Source organism: Paenibacillus jepli (assembly GCF_047238105.1).
In the GTDB taxonomy this organism is placed as follows: domain Bacteria; phylum Bacillota; class Bacilli; order Paenibacillales; family Paenibacillaceae; genus Paenibacillus_D.
On record NZ_JBDFMD010000001.1, the window covers coordinates 6,313,870 to 6,336,950 of the forward strand.

At 57.1% G+C, this 23,081-nt stretch carries 21 protein-coding genes; 12 read left to right on the forward strand and 9 right to left on the reverse strand.

Annotated features, from left to right (window positions below; all coding sequences use genetic code 11):
- Nucleotides 1–38: 38 nt before the first annotated feature.
- A complete protein-coding gene (locus ABC336_RS26775; RefSeq protein ID WP_413241565.1) occupies nucleotides 39–1,862 on the forward strand; it encodes a peptidoglycan D,D-transpeptidase FtsI family protein in 1,824 nt (607 codons plus the stop codon).
- Between the two features lie 75 nt (nucleotides 1,863–1,937).
- On the opposite strand, the gene ytvI is transcribed toward ABC336_RS26775, so the two are convergent.
- Nucleotides 1,938–3,140 (reverse strand): sporulation integral membrane protein YtvI, encoded by a 1,203-nt coding sequence (gene ytvI / locus ABC336_RS26780; RefSeq protein WP_413241566.1) that lies wholly within the window; start codon nucleotides 3,138–3,140, stop codon nucleotides 1,938–1,940.
- A 208-nt stretch (nucleotides 3,141–3,348) separates the two neighbouring features.
- On the opposite strand from ytvI, the gene ABC336_RS26785 reads away from it, so the two are divergent.
- On the forward strand, nucleotides 3,349–4,785 hold the full coding sequence (locus ABC336_RS26785) for a polysaccharide deacetylase family protein (protein ID WP_413241567.1): 1,437 nt from the start codon (nucleotides 3,349–3,351) through the stop codon (nucleotides 4,783–4,785).
- 410 nt (nucleotides 4,786–5,195) lie between these two features.
- Here ABC336_RS26785 and ilvD read toward each other — a convergent pair whose 3' ends face one another.
- A complete protein-coding gene (gene ilvD / locus ABC336_RS26790; RefSeq protein ID WP_413241568.1) occupies nucleotides 5,196–6,881 on the reverse strand; it encodes a dihydroxy-acid dehydratase in 1,686 nt (561 codons plus the stop codon).
- Nucleotides 6,882–7,167: 286 nt separating this feature from the next.
- On the opposite strand from ilvD, the gene ABC336_RS26795 reads away from it, so the two are divergent.
- The 7 genes from ABC336_RS26795 (at nucleotide 7,168) to ABC336_RS26825 (ending at nucleotide 12,439) form a co-directional block, all read left to right on the forward strand.
- Nucleotides 7,168–7,467, forward strand: coding sequence for an urease subunit gamma (locus ABC336_RS26795; RefSeq protein ID WP_413241569.1), 300 nt, complete (start codon nucleotides 7,168–7,170; stop codon nucleotides 7,465–7,467).
- Nucleotides 7,468–7,481: 14 nt separating this feature from the next.
- Nucleotides 7,482–7,850, forward strand: coding sequence for an urease subunit beta (locus tag ABC336_RS26800; protein ID WP_413241570.1), 369 nt, complete (start codon nucleotides 7,482–7,484; stop codon nucleotides 7,848–7,850).
- Nucleotides 7,851–7,855: 5 nt separating this feature from the next.
- A complete protein-coding gene (ureC, locus tag ABC336_RS26805) occupies nucleotides 7,856–9,562 on the forward strand; it encodes an urease subunit alpha (RefSeq protein ID WP_413242618.1) in 1,707 nt (568 codons plus the stop codon).
- A gap of 19 nt (nucleotides 9,563–9,581) precedes the next feature.
- Nucleotides 9,582–10,274 carry an urease accessory protein UreF gene (locus ABC336_RS26810; RefSeq protein ID WP_413241571.1) on the forward strand — a complete coding sequence of 231 codons (693 nt, stop codon included), beginning with the start codon at nucleotides 9,582–9,584 and terminating at the stop codon, nucleotides 10,272–10,274.
- Nucleotides 10,275–10,309: 35 nt separating this feature from the next.
- Entirely contained in the window at nucleotides 10,310–11,005 is a 696-nt protein-coding gene (gene ureG, locus ABC336_RS26815; RefSeq protein WP_413241572.1) for an urease accessory protein UreG, read from the forward strand.
- The gene (locus tag ABC336_RS26820; RefSeq protein ID WP_413241573.1) at nucleotides 10,956–11,837 is read left to right on the forward strand and encodes an urease accessory protein UreD; all 882 of its coding nucleotides are present in this window, start codon (nucleotides 10,956–10,958) and stop codon (nucleotides 11,835–11,837) included. Before ureG ends, ABC336_RS26820 begins: the two co-directional genes overlap by 50 nt.
- Nucleotides 11,838–11,992: 155 nt before the next feature.
- Nucleotides 11,993–12,439, forward strand: a complete 447-nt coding sequence (locus ABC336_RS26825; RefSeq protein ID WP_413241574.1) for a MarR family winged helix-turn-helix transcriptional regulator — start codon at nucleotides 11,993–11,995, stop codon at nucleotides 12,437–12,439.
- A gap of 6 nt (nucleotides 12,440–12,445) precedes the next feature.
- On the opposite strand, the gene ABC336_RS26830 is transcribed toward ABC336_RS26825, so the two are convergent.
- The 6 genes from ABC336_RS26830 to ABC336_RS26855 all read right to left on the reverse strand — a co-directional run bounded on the left by ABC336_RS26830 (nucleotide 12,446) and on the right by ABC336_RS26855 (nucleotide 17,516).
- Nucleotides 12,446–13,177, reverse strand: a complete 732-nt coding sequence (locus tag ABC336_RS26830) for an ABC transporter permease (RefSeq protein WP_413241575.1) — start codon at nucleotides 13,175–13,177, stop codon at nucleotides 12,446–12,448.
- A complete protein-coding gene (locus tag ABC336_RS26835) occupies nucleotides 13,164–13,880 on the reverse strand; it encodes a fluoroquinolone export ABC transporter permease subunit (protein ID WP_413241576.1) in 717 nt (238 codons plus the stop codon). The genes ABC336_RS26830 and ABC336_RS26835 overlap by 14 nt, the downstream gene beginning before the upstream one ends.
- Nucleotides 13,877–14,731 (reverse strand): ABC transporter ATP-binding protein, encoded by an 855-nt coding sequence (locus tag ABC336_RS26840; RefSeq protein WP_413241577.1) that lies wholly within the window; start codon nucleotides 14,729–14,731, stop codon nucleotides 13,877–13,879. The genes ABC336_RS26835 and ABC336_RS26840 overlap by 4 nt, the downstream gene beginning before the upstream one ends.
- Nucleotides 14,732–14,738: 7 nt before the next feature.
- On the reverse strand, nucleotides 14,739–15,350 hold the full coding sequence (locus tag ABC336_RS26845; protein WP_413241578.1) for a TetR/AcrR family transcriptional regulator: 612 nt from the start codon (nucleotides 15,348–15,350) through the stop codon (nucleotides 14,739–14,741).
- A gap of 119 nt (nucleotides 15,351–15,469) precedes the next feature.
- A complete protein-coding gene (locus tag ABC336_RS26850; RefSeq protein WP_413242619.1) occupies nucleotides 15,470–16,765 on the reverse strand; it encodes a TrkH family potassium uptake protein in 1,296 nt (431 codons plus the stop codon).
- Between the two features lie 91 nt (nucleotides 16,766–16,856).
- Nucleotides 16,857–17,516: a potassium channel family protein gene (locus ABC336_RS26855; protein WP_413241579.1), complete on the reverse strand. Its 660-nt coding sequence runs from the start codon at nucleotides 17,514–17,516 to the stop codon at nucleotides 16,857–16,859.
- Between the two features lie 221 nt (nucleotides 17,517–17,737).
- Between ABC336_RS26855 and ABC336_RS26860 the strand changes: the two genes are divergently transcribed.
- Nucleotides 17,738–18,784, forward strand: a complete 1,047-nt coding sequence (locus ABC336_RS26860; RefSeq protein ID WP_459564708.1) for an ABC transporter substrate-binding protein — start codon at nucleotides 17,738–17,740, stop codon at nucleotides 18,782–18,784.
- On the forward strand, nucleotides 18,781–20,877 hold the full coding sequence (gene fhuB, locus ABC336_RS26865; protein WP_413241581.1) for a Fe(3+)-hydroxamate ABC transporter permease FhuB: 2,097 nt from the start codon (nucleotides 18,781–18,783) through the stop codon (nucleotides 20,875–20,877). The genes ABC336_RS26860 and fhuB overlap by 4 nt, the downstream gene beginning before the upstream one ends.
- A 260-nt stretch (nucleotides 20,878–21,137) precedes the next feature.
- Here fhuB and ABC336_RS26870 read toward each other — a convergent pair whose 3' ends face one another.
- Nucleotides 21,138–21,746, reverse strand: a complete 609-nt coding sequence (locus ABC336_RS26870; protein ID WP_413241582.1) for a 3'-5' exonuclease — start codon at nucleotides 21,744–21,746, stop codon at nucleotides 21,138–21,140.
- Between the two features lie 189 nt (nucleotides 21,747–21,935).
- Between ABC336_RS26870 and ABC336_RS26875 the strand changes: the two genes are divergently transcribed.
- Complete coding sequence (locus ABC336_RS26875; protein WP_413241583.1) at nucleotides 21,936–23,063, forward strand: phosphodiester glycosidase family protein; 1,128 nt, start codon at nucleotides 21,936–21,938, stop codon at nucleotides 23,061–23,063.
- The last annotated feature ends 18 nt before the right edge of the window (nucleotides 23,064–23,081 follow it).

Here is a 23,081-nt window from a genome sequence, read left to right on the forward strand (position 1 = left end):
GTATGGAAGCGAACCGGAAAGACTGGGGGTATTGGAGGATGAAGCCAGCACAGACTACAGCGGCCATGCGAAAGCGACAATTGATCATCGCTGTCGGGATGCTGGTCGCAGCCGCATGCCTGATCGGCCGCCTGGCGTGGCTGCAATGGGTGCCGGCACTGATGCCCGGCAGCTCAGCCGACCATTGGCGGGAGGCGTCGGTTCATCAGCGTGAAAAGGCGATTCGACTGGCCAGCGGCCGTGGCCATTTCACGGATCGTCACGGCCGAGCGATTACCGGCGAGATGATCACAGGACTGGCAGCCTTCCCGGTAAAGTACGGCACGTGGGGGGAGCCTGACGAGGTGAAGCGGCTCGCTGCGCTCCTGGGTGTTACCCAGGAGGCACTGCTTGATTGGCTATCTGGACTCCGGGAACCGGAGTTTTGGCGCCTTGATGGCGACAAAGAACCAATGGCGCTGACGAATGAGCAATTAGCCGAGCTGCAGCACATCCGCCTGGATGGCGTGCGCGCATTGCCTTACGAGCGGCGCTACCGGAGTGCGTTTGCAGCGAAGCACGCCATCGGCTACATCAGTCAGCATCCTGAACTGATCGCGCAGTCCTTTGCCGAGCAGCTCGCGGCAGGCCGCATGCAGCTGACTGACCGGATCGGTGGCGCCGGCCTGGAACGCTCGCTGGACCCCTTGCTGCGAGGACTCGGAGATGCGGCAGCTTCCCATTACGTCGACGGGAGGCGGACAGCTCTGCATGGTCTGGATCTGCGGATCGTCGGTCCGGATAATCCGTACTACCCGCTGCAGATCCGGACGACGCTGGATCTGCAGCTGCAGAACCTGCTGGAGGAGGCGGTGGATCGGGCGGGTCTCCGTGAAGGGGCGGTCGTAGTCCTGGATGTGCACACAGCTGATATCGTGGCGATGATCTCGCGCCCGCTCTTTGACCCGTACCGGCTGGAGGAGCCAGGTACGGACTGGGCCAATCATGCATTGATCGCCCAGCCGCCTGGGTCGCTGTTCAAGCTGGTCACTGCTGCGTCAGCGCTGGAGCACGCGGTAACCGAGGCAGACGAGTCGTTCCACTGCGACGGAGAGTATGGGCGATATGGGCTTTCGTGCTGGAAGGAGGGGGGGCACGGCACGTTGTCGCTGCAGGAAGCGCTCGCGCAATCCTGCAATATCGCCTTCGCGACACTTGCCGAACGTCTGGACGGCACAGCGCTTAGCCAGACTGCCGACCGGCTGGGCATCAGCCGCCGGGTAGGCTGGGCGGCGGAGCAGCCGCTGCCGCCGCTCAGCCAGCCGCTGCGGCTGCTGCAGGAGGAGCAGGCAGGAGCGGTGTTCGCCCAGCCTCCGCGTCAGCGTGACGGGGGCCAGCTTGCCCAGACCGGCATCGGTCAGCGCGATGTACGGGTGACGCCGCTACAAGCCGCCAATCTCATCGTCACGCTGCTGCGGGGCGGCGAGGTACTGGCGCCGCGTCTGGTGAGCGAGATCAGCTATGCTAACGGTCAGCGGCTGATGAGCCTGCCCGTGCAGCCCGCGCCGTCCGCGTATGGCCGAATCGCTCCGGCTACGGCGGCTGTGCTGCTGCGGGGGATGGAGTCCGTGGTAAACGAAGGTACGGGGCGGACGATTCGCGATGGCGCCTGGCAGGTGGCTGGAAAGTCCGGCACCGCGCAGGCATTGGTCGACGGACGACCGTGCAATCACCATTGGTTCGCCGGCTATGGACCGGTGCAGGCGCCGCGCTACGCCGTTGCGGTACTGGCAGAGGACCGGCCGCCAGGCGAGAGCAATCAGGCCACGGCACTGTTTCGCACAGTGATGGACAGGCTCGCGGCAATCGAGCCTGGCCGATAAAAACAGCCCGCTGCTCGGGGACATTCCTGAGCAAGCGGGCAAGGGGTGTTATATAATGACTCTGTTGGTTAAGATCTATTCGGCGGGAATGGGACCGCTCCCCGGCGGAGTGCGCGGTGTTGGGGACGGATGGGCCTCTGGTGCTGCAGCCCCTCCGGGTCCTCCCGGGCCATCCTGCGGCGGTCTGGGTTCTTCGTCATATTCATTGATCGGTGCGCGGATCCAGCGGTGCAGATAGCCTTGCGTATAGAGTGCCTTGAGCAGGATGACGAGCACCGGCGAGATGATCAGACCGGCAATGCCGAACAGTGACAGCGAGATGATGATGAACACCAGCATAGTGAATGCCGAGACGCCTAGCGAGTCGCCGGTGATCTTCGGCTCGAGGACCTGTCTCGTGATCAGGACGACCAGCAGAAGGACCGTCAGCCAGATCGCCAAGCCCGTCTGACCGACGATGAACAGGTATACGATCCATGGGACGAATACCGTACTCACGCCGAGCAGCGGCAGCAGATCGAAGATCGCGGCCAGCAATGCAATCGTAAAGGCATTGTCGACTCTCAGGATTAGCAGGGCGGCCAGGATGACGACGAACGTGACCGAGATCAGCTTGAATTGTGCCTTCAAATAGATGCCGATGCCTTTAAAGACGTTTTCTTTGAGGAAGAAAAACGCTTTTTTGAACGTTTTGGGCGTTTTGTCTGCCGCCGTCCGGCGCCAGTCCTTAATCTCGATGCTGAGGAAATAGGCCAGTACGATGCCGATGCCGAAATTGATCAGGAAAGAAGAAAAGGAAGTCAAAAACCTCGTCAAGCCGGTCAGGAAGCCGGTAGCCAAGCCGGCGCCCCAGGTAGTGATTCTGTTGATGATCTCCTGCGAGTTTTCCGTGACGTCCGGCGGCAGCGACTCGTAGCGGTCCGTCAGGAATGAAGTGATCGCAGCCACCTGTTCGCCGATCTGCTGCTGGTACTGCGGAAGCATTTCTATCAGATATGTAATTTCTTTGGTCAGTACGATCCCTGCGGCTGCAAATGCGCCCAGGATGATGGTTGTGAAAAACAGGACAGAGATCGCCGTAGCAATCGATTTTTTGATGCCAAGCTTGTGAAGTCTCTTGGCAAGCGGTTCGATAATCATGAATATAATGAAAGAAAGAAATACAGGCGCGGCGATATTGTACAGATAGCTGAACGCAAACATGATCAGATACACGGTCAGTGCGATCAGGGCGATATCAAACGCTGTTCGCCAGTATTTTTTGTAAAACGTGAGCATGGTATACCTCCTGGGCATGAATTATCATATTTATGATTGTACTATATTTATGTCATGCTCCACCACTTGAGATATAGAATTTACGACGGAATCCCTTAAAAAGATGCCTATTTACTGTGAGGGTATGATACAATATTTAGGTATGCCCATTCAGCCGCCTCGGCAGAAGAGGCGCAGGGACAGTAACAGGATCGTGGGGAATTTGCTTATGGAGAGCTTGTTGCTCTGGGGTTTTTATATTTTGACGTTTTATGCCTTTCTGCCGGGACTCATCAGCCGAATATTTGGTTTTAGAGTATTCAAGCGCGGCAAAGCGGAGCAAGAGATCGCTTTGACGTTTGACGACGGGCCCGATCCAATCTACACGCCGCAGCTGCTCGATCTGCTGGCTCGCTATGATGCCAAAGCGACCTTCTTCGTCGTCGGGGCCAATGCCGAGAAGTACCCCGAGCTCCTGCGACGGATGAAAGATGAAGGACATATCATCGGCATTCATAATTATGTACACAAAACAAATTGGTTTATGAGACCGGCTACCGTCAAACGCCAGATTCATCGGACTTCGGAAGTGATCCGTAAGGCGACAGGGGTTCGTACTTCTTATTATCGTCCGCCATGGGGCATTGTGAATTTATTTGATTTCTCGAATCTTGGTCATCTCCAGATCATCCTGTGGTCGGCGATGTTCAACGATTGGCGGAAGCGGGTCGGTGTTAAGCGTCTGACCAAGCGTATGATGAAAAAGCTCAGACCGGGAGAAGTGCTGCTGCTGCATGATTGCGGCAGCACCCTGGGCGCTGATCACGACGCCCCGGCACATATGCTCCTTGCACTCGAGCATTATTTGCAGGCAGGCAACAACGAAGGCTACCGGTTCGTCCATATCGAGGAGATGATCGCGGTCTCCGATCAGCGCCGGGCGCGCCATGTCGAGCAACTGCGGCAGCGGCTTGAAGCGAGGGCGGTTAAACCCCGCTTGGGCTTGTTTAAGCGAATGGCAGTAGCGGGATGGCTGACATGGGAGCGGATATTCCAGATGTTATTCCGGGTCAAACCGCTTCAGGACGACGCGATCTTTCATTACCGGATCCGCAAATACCATGGTGCGCCTCTGCAGCTCGACGATGGAGAGGTGATCCGGGACCGGGATCAGGTTGTGGAGCTTCATTTTGACAATCGCAAGCTGTTCGAAACGATGGCAGCCTCAGGCTCAGTCGTACGGATGGCAATCTATGTCGTACGCGAGGTCGGTAAGGCGCTCCCGAAGCTGGCAGCCGAGATGAAAGAGAAGCCGGAGAAGTTCAACCAGGTGCGTGGACTGTACGGGATCAGCATGATCAATCGTGGGTCGGAAGGCTTTGGATTCAGCACGATTGACTTGCCTCCCGGTATGTTCAGCCGGATGACCCGGCTGTATCTGAAACTGCTGCTTCGTGTGCTGCATCCCGGCGGCAGCCAGCGAGTCCGAGACAAGAAGGCTACGCTCGTGCCCCGGATCATTGCAATGTCAATGACCGAGCTGCACAAGCGCTATGCACCGGCAGCCGGGGAGTGGCAGGAACCGCGTCTTCCGTCCGTGTCCAAGAGAACAGTGAGAGATGAGCTTGAACCATCCGAGAAAGCCGCCAGGGAACTTGTTCCCTAAGCGGCTTTTTTAATATAAGAAATTATATGATTCCTCATCTACTTGGCTTCTATTTCTCCGGAATGAAACTTGTTACGCCGTATCCTTACGAAGCTAGTTTTGCTTTGCAAAACTGTTAGGCGAAGCCGTTTCACCTTGATAGTTTAGCGTATATATGATTCCTAGGAGTCAAGCTATAACTGATGAGCATAACCAGGAGTCGGCCGTTCGTTGAGCTGCAACGCACCTTTTTTCCCTTAGAGCGTCGGAATCGGCCGTCCACTGAGCTGCAACGCACTTTTTTTCCCTTAGAGCGTCGGAGTCGGCCGTTCGTTGAACTGCAACGCACTTTACAGGGGGCCCCGGAAACTTATGTAGATATAAAAACTCCTTGCCCATAAGGACAAGGAGTCGTGTGGATATCCCTCGATTTAGATCTTCATTACGCCGCCTGTGCTGGCTGAGGTAACCAGCTTGGAGTAGCGTCCCAGGTAACCCGTTTTGATCTTTTGCTCAAAGCCTTTCCAGTTGGCGCGACGGGTTGCCATCTCTTCGTCGCTGATAAGGAGCTCAATCTTGCGGTTCTCCAAATCGAGCTCGATGATGTCGCCATCCTCGATGAAGGCAATTGGTCCGCCCTCGGCAGCTTCAGGCGAGATGTGGCCGATACTGATGCCTCGGGAAGCACCGGAGAACCGGCCATCGGTGATCAAGCCGACTTTGGCGCCGAGGCCCATGCCGACGATCTGCGAGGTAGGCGCCAGCATCTCTGGCATGCCCGGGCCGCCTTTTGGTCCTTCATATCGGATAACGACAACATGCCCTTCTTTAACTTTGCCGTTGGCGATGCCGTAGAGCGCATCATCCTGAGAGTCGTAGCAGATGGCAGGACCTTTGTGGTAGCCGCCGACCGACTTGTCCACCGCACCAACCTTGATGATGGCGCCGTCAGGGGCGATGTTGCCGAACAGCACAGCCAGACCGCCGCGCTCGCTGTGCGGATTGTCAATCGTGTGGATGACGTCGGTGTCCAGGATCTCATGTCCGGCTGCATTCTCACGCAATGTCTTGCCCGTAACGGTGATGCAATCGCCGTGCAAGGCGCCTTCTTTTTTGAACAGCTCATTAAGGACAGCTGTTACGCCACCGGCATTGTGTACATCTTCGATATGATAATCCGAAGCCGGAGCAATCTTGGCCAGATGAGGCACGCGTTCGGCAACCTCATTGATCCGTGAAACAGGGTAATCGAACCCGGCTTCATGCGCCAGGGCCAGTGTATGCAGAACGGTATTCGTGGATCCGCCCATCGCCATGTCGAGTGCGAATGCATTGTCGATCGCTTCGATCGTCACGATATCGCGCGGCTTGATGTCTTGCTTGATCAGTTCCATCAACTGCTTGGCCGATTTTTTGACAAAATCGCGGCGTTCCGGCGCTACCGCCAGAATCGTACCATTGCCCGGCAGAGCAAGGCCGAGACCTTCCGCCAGACAGTTCATCGAGTTGGCTGTGAACATGCCAGAACAAGAGCCGCAGGTCGGACAGCCAAACTGTTCGAGCTCCAGCAGACCTGCGTCATCCAGCTTGCCGGCCTGGTGGGCGCCGACGCCTTCGAACACGCTGGAGAGCGAGATCGACTTGCCGTCCGAGGTTTTGCCGGCCTTCATCGGGCCGCCGCTGACGAATACAGTCGGGATATTGACGCGGAGTGCGCCCATCATCATACCGGGTGTGATCTTGTCGCAGTTCGGAATACAGACCATGCCGTCAAACCAGTGAGCATTGACCACAGTTTCCAGCGAGTCTGCGATGATCTCACGGCTTGGCAGCGAGTAGCGCATACCGATATGGCCCATGGCGATGCCGTCGTCGACGCCGATCGTATTGAATTCGAAAGGCACGCCGCCGGCTTCGCGGATCGCTTCCTTGACGATCTTACCGAACTCCTGCAGATGCACATGGCCTGGCACAATGTCGATGTATGAGTTACAAACCGCGATAAACGGCTTGCCAAAATCCTCTTCCTTTACGCCGGCCGCACGCAGCAAGCTCCGGTGCGGAGCGCGGTCGAAACCTTTTTTGATCATGTCAGAACGCATTTTTGATGTCGACATGGGTGTCCCTCCTATATAAAATGTCCATTCCCTTCAGTCTATCATATCCATTCATTGCTGACTAGGCTTGGCCGTAGGCAATCTGAGGGATTAACGGGCCGGCTATAATGAAGGGAGACGAAAGAAACGGAAATCCATGTAAACTGGATGTTAAAACCGGCACAGGTTGACGGTATCTCCTTCACAAAGCTGTCATTTGCGTCACGTAAGCTTACATAAAACGGTTTACTTCCAGGAAGCGCCTGCATTATAATGTAGCTATCCGATCATTGAAGAGGTGATTATCTTGCATTTAACGGAACGTGAGAAGGAGAAACTGCTCATTACGATCGCTGCGGATCTGGCGAGAAGACGTCTGGGCCGGGGGGTCAAGCTGAACTACCCTGAGAGTGTGGCGCTGATCACCTCCGAGATCCTCGAAGGCGCGCGGGACGGCAAAACGGTCGCCCAGCTAATGGAATACGGCACCCGGATTCTGACGCCGGATCAGGTCATGCCCGGGATCCCGGAGATGCTGCATGAGGTGCAAGTAGAAGCGACGTTCCCAGACGGCACCAAGCTGGTGACGATCCATAATCCGATCTGAGCGGGAGGAATGGTATGATACCAGGAGAATACAGGACAGCCCAAGGCAGCATCGAGCTTAATAGCGGCCGCGCAACCTTGGAGCTGATCGTGGTCAATACAGGCGACAGGCCGATCCAGGTCGGATCGCATTATCATTTTTTCGAAGTCAACCGGGGCTTGTCCTTCGACAGAGAGCAGGCCTTCGGGATGCGTCTGGACATCCCCGCCGGCACCGCCGTGCGGTTCGAGCCCGGCGAGGAGAAGCCGGTCGGACTCGTCGAGCTTGGCGGCAGGAAGCTGTCCTACGGGCTGAACAATCTCACCCAGGGGGCGGCCGTCCGCGGTGCGATGAGCGATGAGGTGCGCGAGCGGCTGGCGCGATGGGAGGCGAAGCCGAAGTGAGCATGATGGACCGCAAGAGCTACGCCCAGATGTTCGGGCCGACGACCGGCGATGCCATCCGACTAGCCGATACCGGTCTCTGGGCACAGATCGAAAAGGATTACACCGTCTACGGCGACGAATGCAAGTTTGGCGGAGGCAAGGTGATCCGGGACGGCATGGGCCAGTCCAGCGGAGCGCTGCGCAGCGAAGGCGTGCTGGATACGCTCATCACCAATGCCGTCATCATCGACCATACCGGCATTTTCAAAGCCGATATCGGCCTTAAGGACGGCATGATCGTCGGGATCGGCAAGGGCGGCAACCCCGATCTGATGGACGGGGTGGACGAGCATATGATCGCCGGCGCCAGTACGGAGGTGATCGCGGGCGAAGGGAAGATCGTCACCGCAGGCGGCATCGACTCCCATATTCATTATATCTGCCCGCAGCAGATCGAGACGGCGCTCTCTTCCGGCGTGACGACGATGATCGGCGGCGGGACGGGGCCGGCGACCGGCACCAACGCTACGACGTGCACGCCGGGGGCCTGGCATATGCGGCGGATGCTGGAAGCGGCCGAGGAGTTCCCGATGAATCTGGGCTTCACCGGCAAGGGCAATGCTTCCGCCACCGGACCGCTGATCGAGCAGATCGAGGCCGGGGCGATCGGACTGAAGCTTCACGAGGACTGGGGGACGACCCCGGCTGCGATCGACGCCTGTCTGCAAGCGGCAGACCAGTACGACATCCAGGTCGCTATCCATACCGACACCTTGAATGAAGGGGGCTTCCTCGAGGATACGCTGGCTGCAATCGGGGGGCGGACGATCCACACGTATCATACGGAGGGGGCGGGGGGCGGCCATGCGCCGGACATTATCCGGGCGGCGGCGGAGGCCAATGTGCTGCCTTCCTCGACTAATCCTACCCGGCCGTTTACGATCAATACGATCGAAGAGCATCTGGATATGCTGATGGTCTGTCATCATCTCGACAGCCGCATCCCGGAGGACGTGGCGTTCGCCGATTCCCGGATCCGCCCCGAGACGATCGCAGCCGAAGATATCCTTCATGACATGGGCGTCTTCAGCATGATCAGCTCCGATTCGCAGGCGATGGGTCGGGTCGGCGAAGTCATCCTTCGCACCTGGCAGACGGCGGACAAGATGAAGACGCAGCGCGGGCCGCTTGCCCCCGATGATGCAGACAGCGATAACTTCCGGATCAAGCGCTATATCGCCAAGTATACGATTAATCCGGCTATTACCCACGGCGTTTCGCATCTGGTAGGATCGCTTGAGGTTGGCAAGTTTGCCGACCTGGTGATCTGGAGTCCGGCCTTCTTCGGCGTCAAGCCGGATCTGGTGCTCAAGGGCGGCAGTATCGCCTATGCCCAGATGGGCGATCCCAACGCTTCGATCCCGACACCGCAGCCGGTATTCGGACGGCCGATGTTCGCAGCTCTTGGCAAAGCCAAGTACACAAGCAACATCACCTTCGTCTCCCAAGCGGCATACGACCGCGGGATCGCCGCCGAGCTGGGACTGCAGAAGCGGATCGAGCCGGTCAAGGGCTGCCGCACCGTCGGCAAGAAAGATATGATCCACAATGATGCGACGCCGGTCATCGCAGTCGACCCCGAGACGTATCAGGTTCGCGTCGATGGCGAGCTCGCGACTTGCGAGCCGGCGGAGGTCGTGCCGATGGCGCAGCGGTATTTCTTATTCTGAGGAGGCAGGAGGTCGTGCGATGAATAGCTCGGTTTCCTGGCTGGCGCTGCAGCAACTGCTCGACTCGGCGCTGCCTATCGGCGGCTTCTCCCACTCCTTTGGCCTGGAGACGCTGGTTCAGGAGGGCCGGATCCGGACAGCCGAGCAGTTGGAGCAGTATACGATGACGATGATGATGCAGAGCTGGGCGCCAGCCGACGCGATGATCATCAAGGCCGTCTACTCCTGTCATGGCGCAGATCGCTGGCAGGAAGCGTGGGAGATTGAGCGTCTCGTCCACGTCCAGCGCTTGGCTGTTGAGACACGCACCGGGATGGAGAAGATGGGCCGGCGGCTGCTCAAGCTCGCGCAGGCCGTCTTTCCGCAGCTGGATACGACAGCGCTTGGCGCTGCCGCGGCCAGCGGCGAAGCGCTGGCGAGCTACCCGCTCGTCTACGGTTATCTGTGCGCCGAGCTGGGCATCCCGCTGGAGCAGGCAGTCCAGGGATACTGCTACAACGGGATTGTCACTTCGGTAGGCAGTGCCTTGCGGCTGATGGCGATCGGCCAGACCGAGGGTCAGGCGATCATCGCCAGGATCGCTGCACAGACGCCCGCAGCCTGGCAGCTGGCGGATGGGATGGAGCCGCATGAGGCGTGGTCCAACATGCCGCTTGCGGAGCTCGCGATGATCCGGCACGAGACGTTGTACTCGAGATTGTTTATGTCATAAGAACAGGTCTGATTATTGAACTGGAGGGATGTATCATGTGTCAGGGACAAGGACATACGCATCATCATGGCGGTTGGGAAGCGCCGGAGCTCGGCTCTGCGGGACCGCTGCGGATCGGCATCGGCGGCCCCGTCGGTTCGGGCAAGACAGCGCTGCTGGAGGTCATTGCCCGGGAGCTGAGCCACAAATACAGTCTCGGCGTGATTACCAATGATATCTATACCAAAGAGGATGCCCGCATCCTGCTGAATACCGGCGTGCTGCCAGAGGAGCGCATTATTGGCGTCGAGACCGGCGGTTGTCCGCATACGGCAGTCCGCGAGGACGCCTCGATGAATTTCGAAGCGATCGAGGAGCTGCAGGGGAGGATCGCTGACCTGGATATTATCTTTATCGAGAGCGGCGGCGACAATCTGGCGGCGGCCTTCAGCCCGGAGTTGGTCGATAGATTCGTCTACATTATCGACGTGGCGCAAGGGGAGAAGATCCCGCGCAAAGGCGGACCAGGCATCATGCGCTCCGATCTCCTGCTGGTCAACAAGATCGATCTGGCCCCCTATGTCGGCGCCAGTCTGGAAGTGATGGAGAGCGATACGAAGCGGATGCGCGGCGACCGACCTTATGTGTTCTCCAATCTGCACGGCGGCGATGGCGTGCAGGCGATCATCGACTGGATCGAGCATGAGATGGCGCATGCCCGGGGTGTGGAGCATTCCCATCATCACGCCTGATCTCCACCCGAAGCGCGCGGCAGAGCTCCGCGCGAGGTTTGCAGACCGGGCGGGCCGCACGGTGCTGGCCGAGAAATACCATATCGCGCCGATCAAGATCGCCAAGACGTTCGAGCTGGAGCATCAACTCGGCGCGATCGTCATGGACGTCTCCCCCGGTCTGCTCAGCGGGGATCACTATGAGCTGACTTGGACAGCTGGCAAGGATACCCGCCTGTATCTGACCAATCAGAGTTACACGAAGGTGCATCCATGCGAGGACGGCGGTCAAGCATCGATGCGGCAGCAGTTCCAGCTGGAGGCCGGGGCTGTGGTGGAGAGTATGATGGAGCCGATTATGCTGTACAAGGATGCCGCGTTCCGCAACGAGACGGAGGTGCACATGAGCCGAGGCTCAGTCTGGATGCAAGCCGAGGTGCTCTGTCCCGGCCGCACGCTGCGCGGTGAGCTTTTTGATTACCGGTGGCTCGACAACGGGCTCAAGGTGTGGTATGAGCAGGAGCTGATCTTCGCGCAGCGTCAACGGATCGAACCCTCCAGCCAGCAGCTTCGGGTTGCCGGGGCTTGGGGGGAGACGACGCATATTGGCACGTTCTTCGCATTCGCCGAAGGGGTCTCCACTCGCCATGTCGATGCCGTCAGGCACGTACTGGAAGAACTTCCGCAGCGTGACGAGGCGCTGCATTTCGGCGTCACCCTGACACATCGTCACGGCTTGGCGGTGCTGGTCACGGGTCGTGCTGCCTGGCATCTGCAGGAGCTGCTGGCGGCGGCTTGGACAGCGATGCGCAGGGAACTGCTTGGCGTGGGGCCGCTTATTTTTCGCAAGTAGCCAGGGAGGGGGCGCTGCAGCCATCGCAGCGGCCCCTCCGTTTTGGAGAGGATTGCGGCGGAGATCAACAACCGCTATAATAGATTGCTGACAGGTTTGTGCATATCGCTGGGAGGCTGACGGACAGCTGTCCCGTATGAAGGAGACATGTCATCGTGGCTGAATCCCGCGCAAAGGAATGGGATCGCAAGGAAATGATCGCGCTCGATGAGGCGTTTCGCCAGTTGAAGAAGCTCATCGCAGCCGAATGGGATAAAGAAAGCATAGGCGGTCTAGGGGTAACCCAGGCGAGAATCCTGATCATCCTCTCTGAGAGCGGACCGCTTAAGGCGTCGGCGCTTGCAGAGATGCTCTTCGTCACCTCGGGAGCTGTGACAGGACTCGCCGATCAGCTCATCGAGCTGGACTTGATCCGCCGCGAGCGGCCGGAATCGGATCGCAGAGTTGTCATGCTGGACATTACGCCGGCCGGGCAACAACTGGTCGAAGCGATCCATGACAAGCGCATCGGCATTATGGAGCGTTTGGTGATCGATCTGGAGGAGCCGGAGATTATCGAGTTGACCCGGTTGATCCGCAAGATCGTATCGACACCAAGGTAGAACATTTCATTCAAGACGGGCGGAGAAACGTCTCCATAGGAACACTATGAACAACCCATGCAAGACAAGCCCCGTACCAAAAATCGTCAACATGCGCAACCAGTCGCTTCCCGCTTCAGTCAGATCCAGATAGAGACGTGCAGGCCAGTAGGTAGGAAGGGGCCAGGCTAACCATTGCCATGTTGAGGGACTAAAGCTAGCAACGACTGGTCCGAGCAAGGTCAGCGTGATCAACTTGGACAAAGCCAGACCTTCCACCTTGTCGGCTGCAAACGTCACGAGGGCGAGCGCGAAGAGGGGGGCTTCAAGGGCCAGCAATACAATCGGTATGACTTGCTCTCCGGACAGCCCGGTCAATCCGGAAAATGCGGCAAACTGCCAGGTCATCGCACAGGCAATGATGACCGGAAGGGTCAGGCGGTAGATCAGATAGCCGTGTTTACGTAGGGGAGTGACCATATAATAATCGATCATGCGCTCATCTCGCTCATCGAGCATCATCAGTCCTGCTGCGACGCTTACCAGCAGTGGGATGAGAGTGATCAGAAAAATGAAGCACTCTTCCGTATAGGCAAGAACATCTATCCCTGTACGGCTGGTTATCCAAGAAGAGGCGGGAGGCCAGCCCCACCGCATGAGAGCCGTGAGCAGGAGCGGACCCATAAGTATAAGCAGCAGCATAGGATCGCGCACTGCATCTCGGAGATCGCGGCGCATCAGGATGCTATATCTTCTCATGTACCCGCCCTCCATCGGTCTGCCTGACCGCCGCGTGCAACCCTTGCCTGACCAAGAAAGCCGCTACTGCGATCCAGAGCAGCAGAGCGGAGATCGCATAAGCTCCTTCTCCCGGCGTGATTCTGTGGACTGCTCCGCCAATAAGGGTCAAGGATCCCTCGGTAGGCAGCAGCTTGTAAAGTGGTGTGCGATACATATCCAGGTAGCCCAGCAGAGGGGCTGCAAATACTAGCGCATAGGCTTGTGAACGGATCAGAAAACCGTTGATGGAACGGCTGGCCAATGCGGCAGCTATACCGAGCAGGGTAAAGAAGCATGAGGTCAGGACGACGCCTGTCGTATAATAGAATGTCGATGCCGGCAAGCCGTTTACCGGTACATGGATGGCAAATGCAGCCGACAAGGAAAGCAGGCCAAGGGAAAGACACTTGGCAAGCAGATACTCCCCGAGCCGGATTGGCGTAGCAAACAAACTGTCCCAGACGCCCTGCGCACGCTCAAGCAGAATAATACCGCCCGCAAACAACAAACCAAGTGCTGACGGATCCGAGAAGGTCAGCAAGACCAGCGCTTTATCTGTCATCGTATCGGGAAGGGTATGCAGAAGACCGATATAACAGGCGATGATGACTAGATACACGCTATAAAAACGATGCCGCACCTGAAACCGTACATCAAATCTCAGCAACCTCCATGTATTCAAGATTCTCCACATCCTATCGTTGTTTGAAAGAGATCCTCAAGCGAGGCTTCGAGGGTATGCATCGTTACGATACGATGCGTTCGGATCAAAGTCAGGTAGCGTTCATTGCTGCCGATACCTTCCAGTTGGAAATCCTCTGTTAATTGCGCCTCCCCTGACTCATACTCCACCCTTACCTTCCGTTCGCCTAAGCGCAGCTTGAGGTTGCGAGGGGTATCTATCATTTGAATCTGTCCATCCGCTATAAACGCAACGCGATCGCATAGCTGTTCTGCGACTTGCATGTTGTGGGTTGTCAACAGAACCGTCGCTCCAGCTGCACGCCGCGATTCGATTAGACGTTTCAGCGTGTCGGCGTGTGCCGGGTCCAGACCTGAAGTAGGCTCGTCCAAGAACAACAGCTCGGGGTCGTGCAAGACCGCTCGGCAAAAGTTGAGCCGCATCTTCATTCCCTTGGAGAAGTGCTCCACCTTCTTGTGCGCAGCTTCCCGCAGCCCCACTTGTTCGAGCAGAGCCATCGGCTCTGAGACACGTTTACGATACAGCAGCCCAAAATGAGTCAGGTTCTCCAGCGCGGTAAATCGATTGTAGAAGTGAGGGAACTCAAAAGCGACGCCAATCCGTTCATAGTATCCGTTTCCTATACGCCTCATCTCTTCCCCAAAGACCCGGACAGAGCCCCCATATTGTCTAAGCTTGCCGATCAGGATATTTTGCGTTGTGCTCTTGCCTGAGCCGGAAGGACCGAGAAAGCCAAAGATCTCGCCCCTGGCGATATCAATATTGAGCCCGCGCAGCGTCTGATGCTGAGAGGAGGGATAAGTGTAGGTCAAGTCCTTTACAGAAATCATAAGCGTTCTAATCCTCCTCCTTGGGCCGCATCCCCTCGGCGATGGCAGTAATCATCAGCTCCATGGTAGCGTCATAGACGGATTCGCCGATCGCCTCTTTGTGCAATGAGAGCAGTATCACGGAGCGGATCGTACTGATCACCAGCACAGGATCGGCATCCTTGCGCAACACGCCGTGCGCCTGCCAATGGCGGATGAGGGGGGTCAACTTTTGAACGTCCGAGTCATAATTGTCATTTAGCCGTTCCAAGGGCACATGGCGTAGAATCGACTCCCGTTGCGAGGGGAGCAGGACCTCGCGCAGGATCGGGCTCTCAGTGATCAGATCAAAAGATGATCTGAAGAACAATCGAAAAGCATCTTTGTTTGGAGGACCGCTTGCGAATTGTTGAATCAAGGTTTGTTGCATATGTTGTTCTTCCTGCTCCATAAGGTCATAGAATAGCGCTTCTTTGGAACGATAGAACAAATAGAAGGTTCCTGTTGCGATTCCTGCGGCTTGGGCGAGTTCACCGACTGTCGTTTTCTTGAACCCATAGCGGGAAAAAAGTGTCCTGCCCGCCGCAAGAAGCTTGTGCTGCAGCTGTTTTTTTTCATTTTCATCAAATTTTTTTGGCATCTGAATCCCTACCTTTATGAATGTATGAATAAAATTATAATTTATTCACAAAAATAAAACAACAATTTAAGAAACAATAAAGCGATGCACGGACGAATCCGGACATCGCTTCTCGTTGCTTATCCGATCAAAATATGATCTTCGGGGTAACCAATCTTGGAGGAGCGTTTTTTCTGAGCCAGAGCGTACGCCAGGGTCAGCGGCCCCAGTCGACCGGCGAACATGGTCACCGTGACGATGATCTTCCCTGCGGGCGACAACTCACTGGTCAGTCCCATCGACAAGCCAGTCGTGCTGAAGGCCGAGGTTGCTTCGAACAAAACCTCCAAAAAATGTTCTTCCAGCATCCCTTCAGAGATCGTGAGCAGCAGCGAGACAATCAGCACAACACCTAATGAGCTCATAACGACAGCAAGCGCCCGCATCACGGTGTCGGATGCGATCCGGCGGTCGAAGGCATGGATCTGTCCGCGTCCGCGGAAGGTATTGACCGTTGCCAGCACGAGAACAATGATCGTATTGATCTTGATGCCGCCGCCGGTCCCGCCTGAGGCAGCACCGATGAACATCAAGATGATGATTAGAAATTGGGAAGTGGTCAGCATGCTGCCGATGTCGATAGTGTTAAACCCCGAGCTTCTTGGTGTCGCCCCCTGAAAAAAGGCGGCCCACAGCTGTTCACCGGTATCCAGGGGACCAAAGGTAGCAGGGTTCCAACTCTCCAGGAGATAGAGCAATATAAATCCTGCCCCAAACAAAATCCCGGATCCCAGCAGCACAACCTTGGAATGCAGAGACAGGCGCCGCCAGGAGCGCTTGCGGAGGATATCGACAACGACGATATATCCGAGTCCGCCAATGATAAACAAAAGCACAATCGTCACATTGACCACGGGGTCGCCTATATAGGCCGACATACTGTCCGACCATAAAGCGAAACCAGCGTTATTGAATGCCGAAACCGAATGAAAAAGGCCATGATAAACCGCTTGACCCCAGCCCAAATCGCCCTGCCACCGTAAAGTAAGGATGAGGGTGGCGATAGCCTCAAAAGCAAAGGCGATCATCACCATATAGATCGATAATTTGACTAATCCTTGCGCAGAGGAGGAGTTGGTTGCCTGCTGGATGACCAGCCGTTGTTTGAGACCGATTTTTTTGCCTAGCACGATCGCAACCATAACACCGAGCGTCATAAAACCCAGGCCGCCGATCTGAATCATCACCATGATGACGACCTGGCCAAACGTCGTAAACACACTGCCGGTGTCCAGGACGACAAGACCATTTACGCAGATGGCCGAAGTAGCCGTAAATAAAGCATCCAGCAAGCCAATGGAGCCTGCAGCGGTCGATGCGGCAGGAAGCATCAGGAGCAAGGCGCCTACCCAGATTAAACAAAAAAACACGAACATGATCAGTTGAGGCGGGCTTGTCCGATTCTTTAACGCCTGTACCAGCTGTTCAAGAAAAGTGAATATGGCTCCACGGCCCAGGCGGCCTTCATTACTGCTCATAATCGTTTTCCAGATGATTAATGTCTTCATTGCTGCCGATCATGATCAAGATATTGCCTGTGTAGATCAGATCCTCTGCCTTGGGGGAGATATTCATATAATCACCGACTTTTATGGCCATGATGTTGCAGCCGTATTTGGCGCGAATATTCAATTGTTTAAGCGACTTTGCGTTCATCGCCGGGGGCACCTTGATTTCCACCAGGTTATAGGTTGGTGACAGCTCGATGTAATCGATCAGATTGTTTGAGCTGAGCTGTTTGCCGAGCCGGGCAGCCATATCCCGTTCTGGATAGACGATGTGATCTGCACCAACCTTGCTTAAGACGTGACCGTGCATTTCATTTTTGGCCTTGGCCGTGACCCGGGGGATCTGCAGTTCTTTTAGGAGCATGGTGGTCAGGATGCTGGCTTGCAGGTCATCTCCGATCGCCACGATGGCGTGGCTGAAATTGCGTGCTCCCAGTTCTTTAAGGACCGATTCGTCGGTGCAATCGGCCTGCAGCGCATGCGTGGCTACATCCGCTATATCCTGCACGGGCTGTTCATTTTTGTCGACAGCCATCACTTCATGACCACTGTGCACCAAGGTGCGTACCAGACTTGAGCCGAAGCGTCCCAGTCCAATGACGATGAATTGTTTTTTCATTGCGCTCCAATCCTTTCATCCAACCAAAAATCTCGTTATTGCCCTTCATAGTAAGTCAATTTGGCCTGAAAGTAAATATAACTTCCTTACAATAATATTGACAATCCAATTGAGAATCGATATCATTGTTTCTGGATTGAAAATGATTATTAATATCGTCGTTTCAACCGCAGATTTATTCTCATTATGATATACGTTAGCTATGAAAGGGAGAGTTGGATTTGAGAAACGTACAGGGGTTATTCTTGATGTTGGTAGTCGTAGCATTTGTGGCAGCTGGCTGCGGGGGAGGCACGCCAGCGGATACGGGCGGAGACGACGGCGGATCGGCGGCAGCCGGTCAGAATGTCCAAAGTGAACAAGGAGCCGGGGATGAGACAGCCGATACGGAGCCGCAGGCCCGGACCATCGAGCATGTGTTGGGAAAGACGGAAATCACGGGCGTGCCCGAGCGGATCGTCGCTCTCGAATGGCTCTATGCAGAAGATGTGCTGGCATTGGGGATACAGCCAGTAGGAATCGCTGATATCGAGGGCATGAACACCTGGGTGGACATCCCGGTAGAGATCGGTGCAGAGGTTACCGATGTCGGGTTGCGTCAGGAGCCTAACCTGGAGATCATCGCTTCACTGCAGCCCGACCTGATCATCGGCTTGAAGAACAATATCGAGGCTCACTATGAAACGTTCAGCAATATTGCGCCTACCCTAGTATTCGATCCATATCCGGCGGAAGGACAAGGCGACCAGTATGAGGAGATGATCACGACGTTCCAAACGATCGCAGATGTGCTGGACAGACAGGACGAAGCGGAACAAGTGCTGAGCGATCTCGATCAGACCTATGCCGATGCAAAAGCGAAGCTGGAAGCTGCCGGTATGACGGAACGGCCGTTTGCGCTGGCGATGGGATTCAGCCATCAGAATGCGGTCACGTTCCGCATCTCGACCGACAATTCCCTGGCAGTCAAGATTTTGGAGCATATCGGACTGAGGAATGCCTACCAGCCTTCACAATTCGAAGTCTATGGCTTTAGTACAACGGACGTAGAGGCGCTGCCGGCCCTGCAAGACGCCAACTTCCTGCATATTATCCAGGAGAGCGATAACGTTATCGATAACCAGCTCAAGGACAATCCGGTCTGGACCGGCTTGAACTTCGTCAAGGAAGACCGGGTGTATGCGCTGGGCGGCGACATGTGGCCGTACGGCGGCCCGCTGTCCGCACAGTCAATGGCCAGTAAGACAGCAGAGCTGTTGACGCAATGAGTTCGGTCAACCGTCCTGCATCACTTTCCACCAAGGAGGGCGCCTACGGGACGCCCTCTGCTGCGTCCAAGAGCGGCTGGCGGGTCTGGTGGATGGCGCTCACGGGCGTAGGGGCGCTGCTCGTTCTGTCGTTTGTCAGCTTGACGCAAGGTCTCGCCGACATCTCGGTTAGCTCCGTCCTCCAGGCCATCTTCTCGCCTCAGGACATCTCGGAGCATCATATGATCCGCAGCGTCCGCCTGCCGCGGACGGTGATCGGGCTGCTGGCCGGGGCGGCGCTGGCGGTTGCTGGCGTGCTGATGCAGACCGTCACGCGCAACCCGCTCGCTTCGGAGACGACGCTGGGCGTCAATGCAGGCGCTTATCTGGCTGTAGTCGCCGGGATGATCTTCTGGCCCGGCCTGCTGAACCAGTATGCTCTGCCGCTGGCAGTGGCGGGCGGTACGCTGGCTGCAGCCGCGGTATACGCGCTGGCTGGCAGAGCGCAAGCTTCGCCGCTGCGGATCGCCTTGTCGGGGATGATCGTCACTCTGGTGCTGTCATCGGTGACCAGCGCGCTGGTGCTGCTCAATCAGCAGACCGTGCAGGGGATCTTCCTGTGGGGATCGGGCTCGCTGATCCAGAACGATTGGAGCGGCGTCGGCTTTGCCTGGCCCTGGATTGGCGGGATGCTGCTAGTGGTGCTCTTGGCTTCTCGCCAATGGGATCTGCTCACGCTGCACGAAGAGTCGGCACGCTCACTCGGTCAACGCGTCGGCACCGCCCGGGTGCTCGCGATGGGCGGCGGCGTTGTGCTCGCCTGCATCACCGTGAGCGTCGTCGGTCCGATCGGCTTCATCGGCCTTGTCGCTCCTCACCTGGTGAGGCTCTCCGGGGTGATCAAGCATGCGGGACTGATCCCGCTCTCCGCGATCTGGGGGGCTGCGCTGCTCGTCGGCGCGGATTCGATCGGCCGGATGTTCGTCGACCTGTATGGCGAGCTGCCTGTCGGAGCCATTACGGCAATGATCGGGGCGCCGTGGCTCATCTGGCTGGCGCTGCGTGTCTCCCGTTCGATGACCGGGGGGAATACAAGCGGGACGGCGATGACCGGCTCGGGCGTACGCGTCCCATTTGCGGTGATGGCCCCGCTGCTCGCTGTCTTGCTGCTAACGGTCTGGGCGCTCAGTCTGATGTATGGCAGTCTGAGGATACCGTTCTCGGAGCTCGTAGCGGTGCTGACCGGCGGCGGCGAAGCGATGTACCGGCAGATCCTGATGGATATGCGACTGCCCAGGCTGCTTACTGCCGGCTTGTCGGGGATGGCGCTGGCCATCAGCGGCTGTCTGCTCCAGCATGCGGTGCGCAACCCGCTTGGCGATCCTCAGGTGATCGGCGTCACCAGCGGAGCCGGTGCAGGCGCCTTGCTCGTGATGGTGGCTTTCCCTCAGTTGGCCGCAGGTTGGGTGCCGGTGGGAGCCGTGCTTGGCGGCACGGCAGCAGCCGCTCTGGTATATGCCGTCGCTTGGAGGCGAGGGCTGCATCCGACGATCCTGACGCTGGTAGGTATCGCTGTCGCCGCCCTGGGCTCGGCTATCATCAACCTGATGATCATCCACGCCAAAGTCGCTGTAGCGCCGGCATTGTCCTGGATGGCCGGCAGCACGTACAACCGCGGCTGGACGGAGGTAGAGCGGATCGTGCCGGTACTGCTCATCCTGGTGCCGCTCGCCTACTGGCTGGGCCGCAGGACGGAGCTGCTGACGTTCAATGAAGAGAGCTCGACCGGTCTCGGTCTGCATGTGCGCAATACCCGGCTGGCAGTAGCGGGGGTTGCGGTCGTACTCGCCTCCGTGGCAGCGGCCAATGTCGGTTCGGTCGGCTTTATCGGTCTACTCGCGCCGCACGCAGCGCGGATGCTGGTGGGGCCGCGCTTTCGGGAATCGATGATCGTAGCCGCGCTGCTCGGCGGCATCCTGCTGGCCGGAGCGGATTGGATCGGCCGGATGGTCATCATCCCCAAGGAACTGCCCTCGGGCATCGTCACAGCGCTGCTGGGCGCGCCGTACCTGCTCTATCTGATGGGCAGGACGAACCGCATCAAAAAGACCTAGTAGCCCGATCCTGAAATAACGTTACGATGGCCGTTGCGAGGAGAGGGGGCTTACGATCGCTGTTGTCCCCAGATTTCTTCATTGTTTAACAGCGTTAGCGGTAGAATTCCGGGGACAAAGGCGAACGCTTCACTTCTCCAGCCTCCCTCTCCTCTCCTCTCCACTTCTCATCGTTCGTTTATTTCTGGGTCAATCTACTAGAGAGATAAACAGAGCCCCCGCTTAAGCTGTATGGCTTAGGCGGGGGCTCTTATGTAAGTTTATGCATATTTTAGGCGGATGCCTTCGACTTGGGCGTAGGGCGGGACCCATTTGGGGGGTCCGTACTTCTGGACGTAACCGAGTCGGTTGACCATGCTGTCCAGATCGTAGGCAGCGTTGAACTGTTTGAGCAGCTCCCATGTGGCCAGCACATCATAATCGGCCCGGTGGCCCTGGTCGAGCTGGATACCATAGGTGCGGCACATGTCCTGCAGCGTATGCGGATACGTATGATAGAGCCGGCTAATCGTCAGCGTATCGATGAAATGATTGCTGAAGGAACGCCCCGCCAGGCGCATCAATGTATAATGCAGGAAGCTGAGATCGAAGGCGGCGTTGTGGGCGACGATCAGATTGGAGCCGATCATCCGGTTCAGGATTCGGAATGCCGTCTCCTCGTCCATGCCGCCCTCCAGCATCGGCGAAGTGATGCCGGTTATCTCCGTAATCTTCGGCGCCAGCGGGCCGTCGAATTGGATGAGCGTATTGAAGCGTCCGACAATCTCGCCTTTGTCACAGCGGATCGCGCACATCTCGATCACCCGATCCCGGGAGGGGTCGAGGCCGCTCGTCTCGAAGTCGAGCACCGTAATATTGTCCAACTGCATGGTATCACCTTCTGATTATGGCTTTTGGTGGTTTCTAGTCTCCTACGACTTCGACATGACGATTGCATTTCCTGCCTGGGGACGGCAACCTGACGGCAGAGTTCGCGAAAAGATTGGAACAATTTACAAATCGCATGGTCGGGCGTAGAATAGGAATGTTGTGAAATTGTCGAAGAGGAGCAGAAATGAATGAAGAAAGTTGCATTATGTCTATTGCTATGTATGGGACTGCTAGTGCAGACCGGTTACGCTGGAGCAGCTGCAAAGTCCTATGGTCTGATCGATAACGAGCATAACCGGACCTTCGTCCCGATCCGGCTGATCGGAGAGTCATTTGGCGCGCAGGTGGCATGGGACAAGCCTAACCAGCGGATAGATATTACCAAAGGCGAGCAGCGGATCCGGTTGTATGTAGGCCGGTTGGAAGCGCTGCGCGGCGAGGAGACGATCCGTCTGGAGGCAGCGCCGTTCGTCTCGCACGGCGTGACGTATGTGCCGCTAAGGTTTGTGGGGGATGTACTGGGCGTGTCCCTGCAGTGGCGCGGGGATCTCGGCGCCGTCGTGGCCGGCAGTGCCGAAGAGCCGCTCCGGCTGCCGGTAATACCGCGAGGACAAGTGCCTGAGCAGCAGGCGCGGGTTGTGCACAGCAAGAAGACGATGAAGCTCGGCCGCCAGTCGTTTGACGTCCAGCAGCTGACGGTGACGCTGCTGCATCCCCAGGTCAATCTAGGGGTTGGTCTGGCCGGCGGAGAGGTCGGCAAGACCGACGATCTGAGAGCGATAGCTTCCCGTTACAAAGCGCTGGCCGCCATCAACGGCACATTCTTCGACGCATATACCGACCAGGCCCACAAGACACCTTATGGTTATATCGTGCATAAAGGCGAGATCGTCAAGAAAGCGTCCGGCGATCCCCGAACTGTCCTTGTCTTCGATAAGCATAATAACGTCGAATTCGTCCCCGGCGGTGACTTCACTGGCCGCTTCGAGCAGGGCGACCTGGTCGGAGCGCTGCAGGCAGGGCCGCGTCTCGTCGTCAATGGTGAAGTGTCGCACCCCGATCTGGGAGGATTCCGCGATCCGAAGATCCTCAGCAGCGGCGGCGCCCGCAGCGCGGTAGGGCTGACACGCGATCACAAGCTGATCCTGCTTACGTCCCGCGGTGCCACGATCCCTCAGCTGGCGCAGCTGATGAAGCAGGCCGGCGCCTATCAGGCGATGAATCTGGACGGCGGCGCCTCCAGCGGTTTATACTACAACGGCAGTTATCTGACTACGCCGGGACGGAAGATTAGCAATGCGCTGCTTGTGTATTAACATGTAAGAATCCATTAC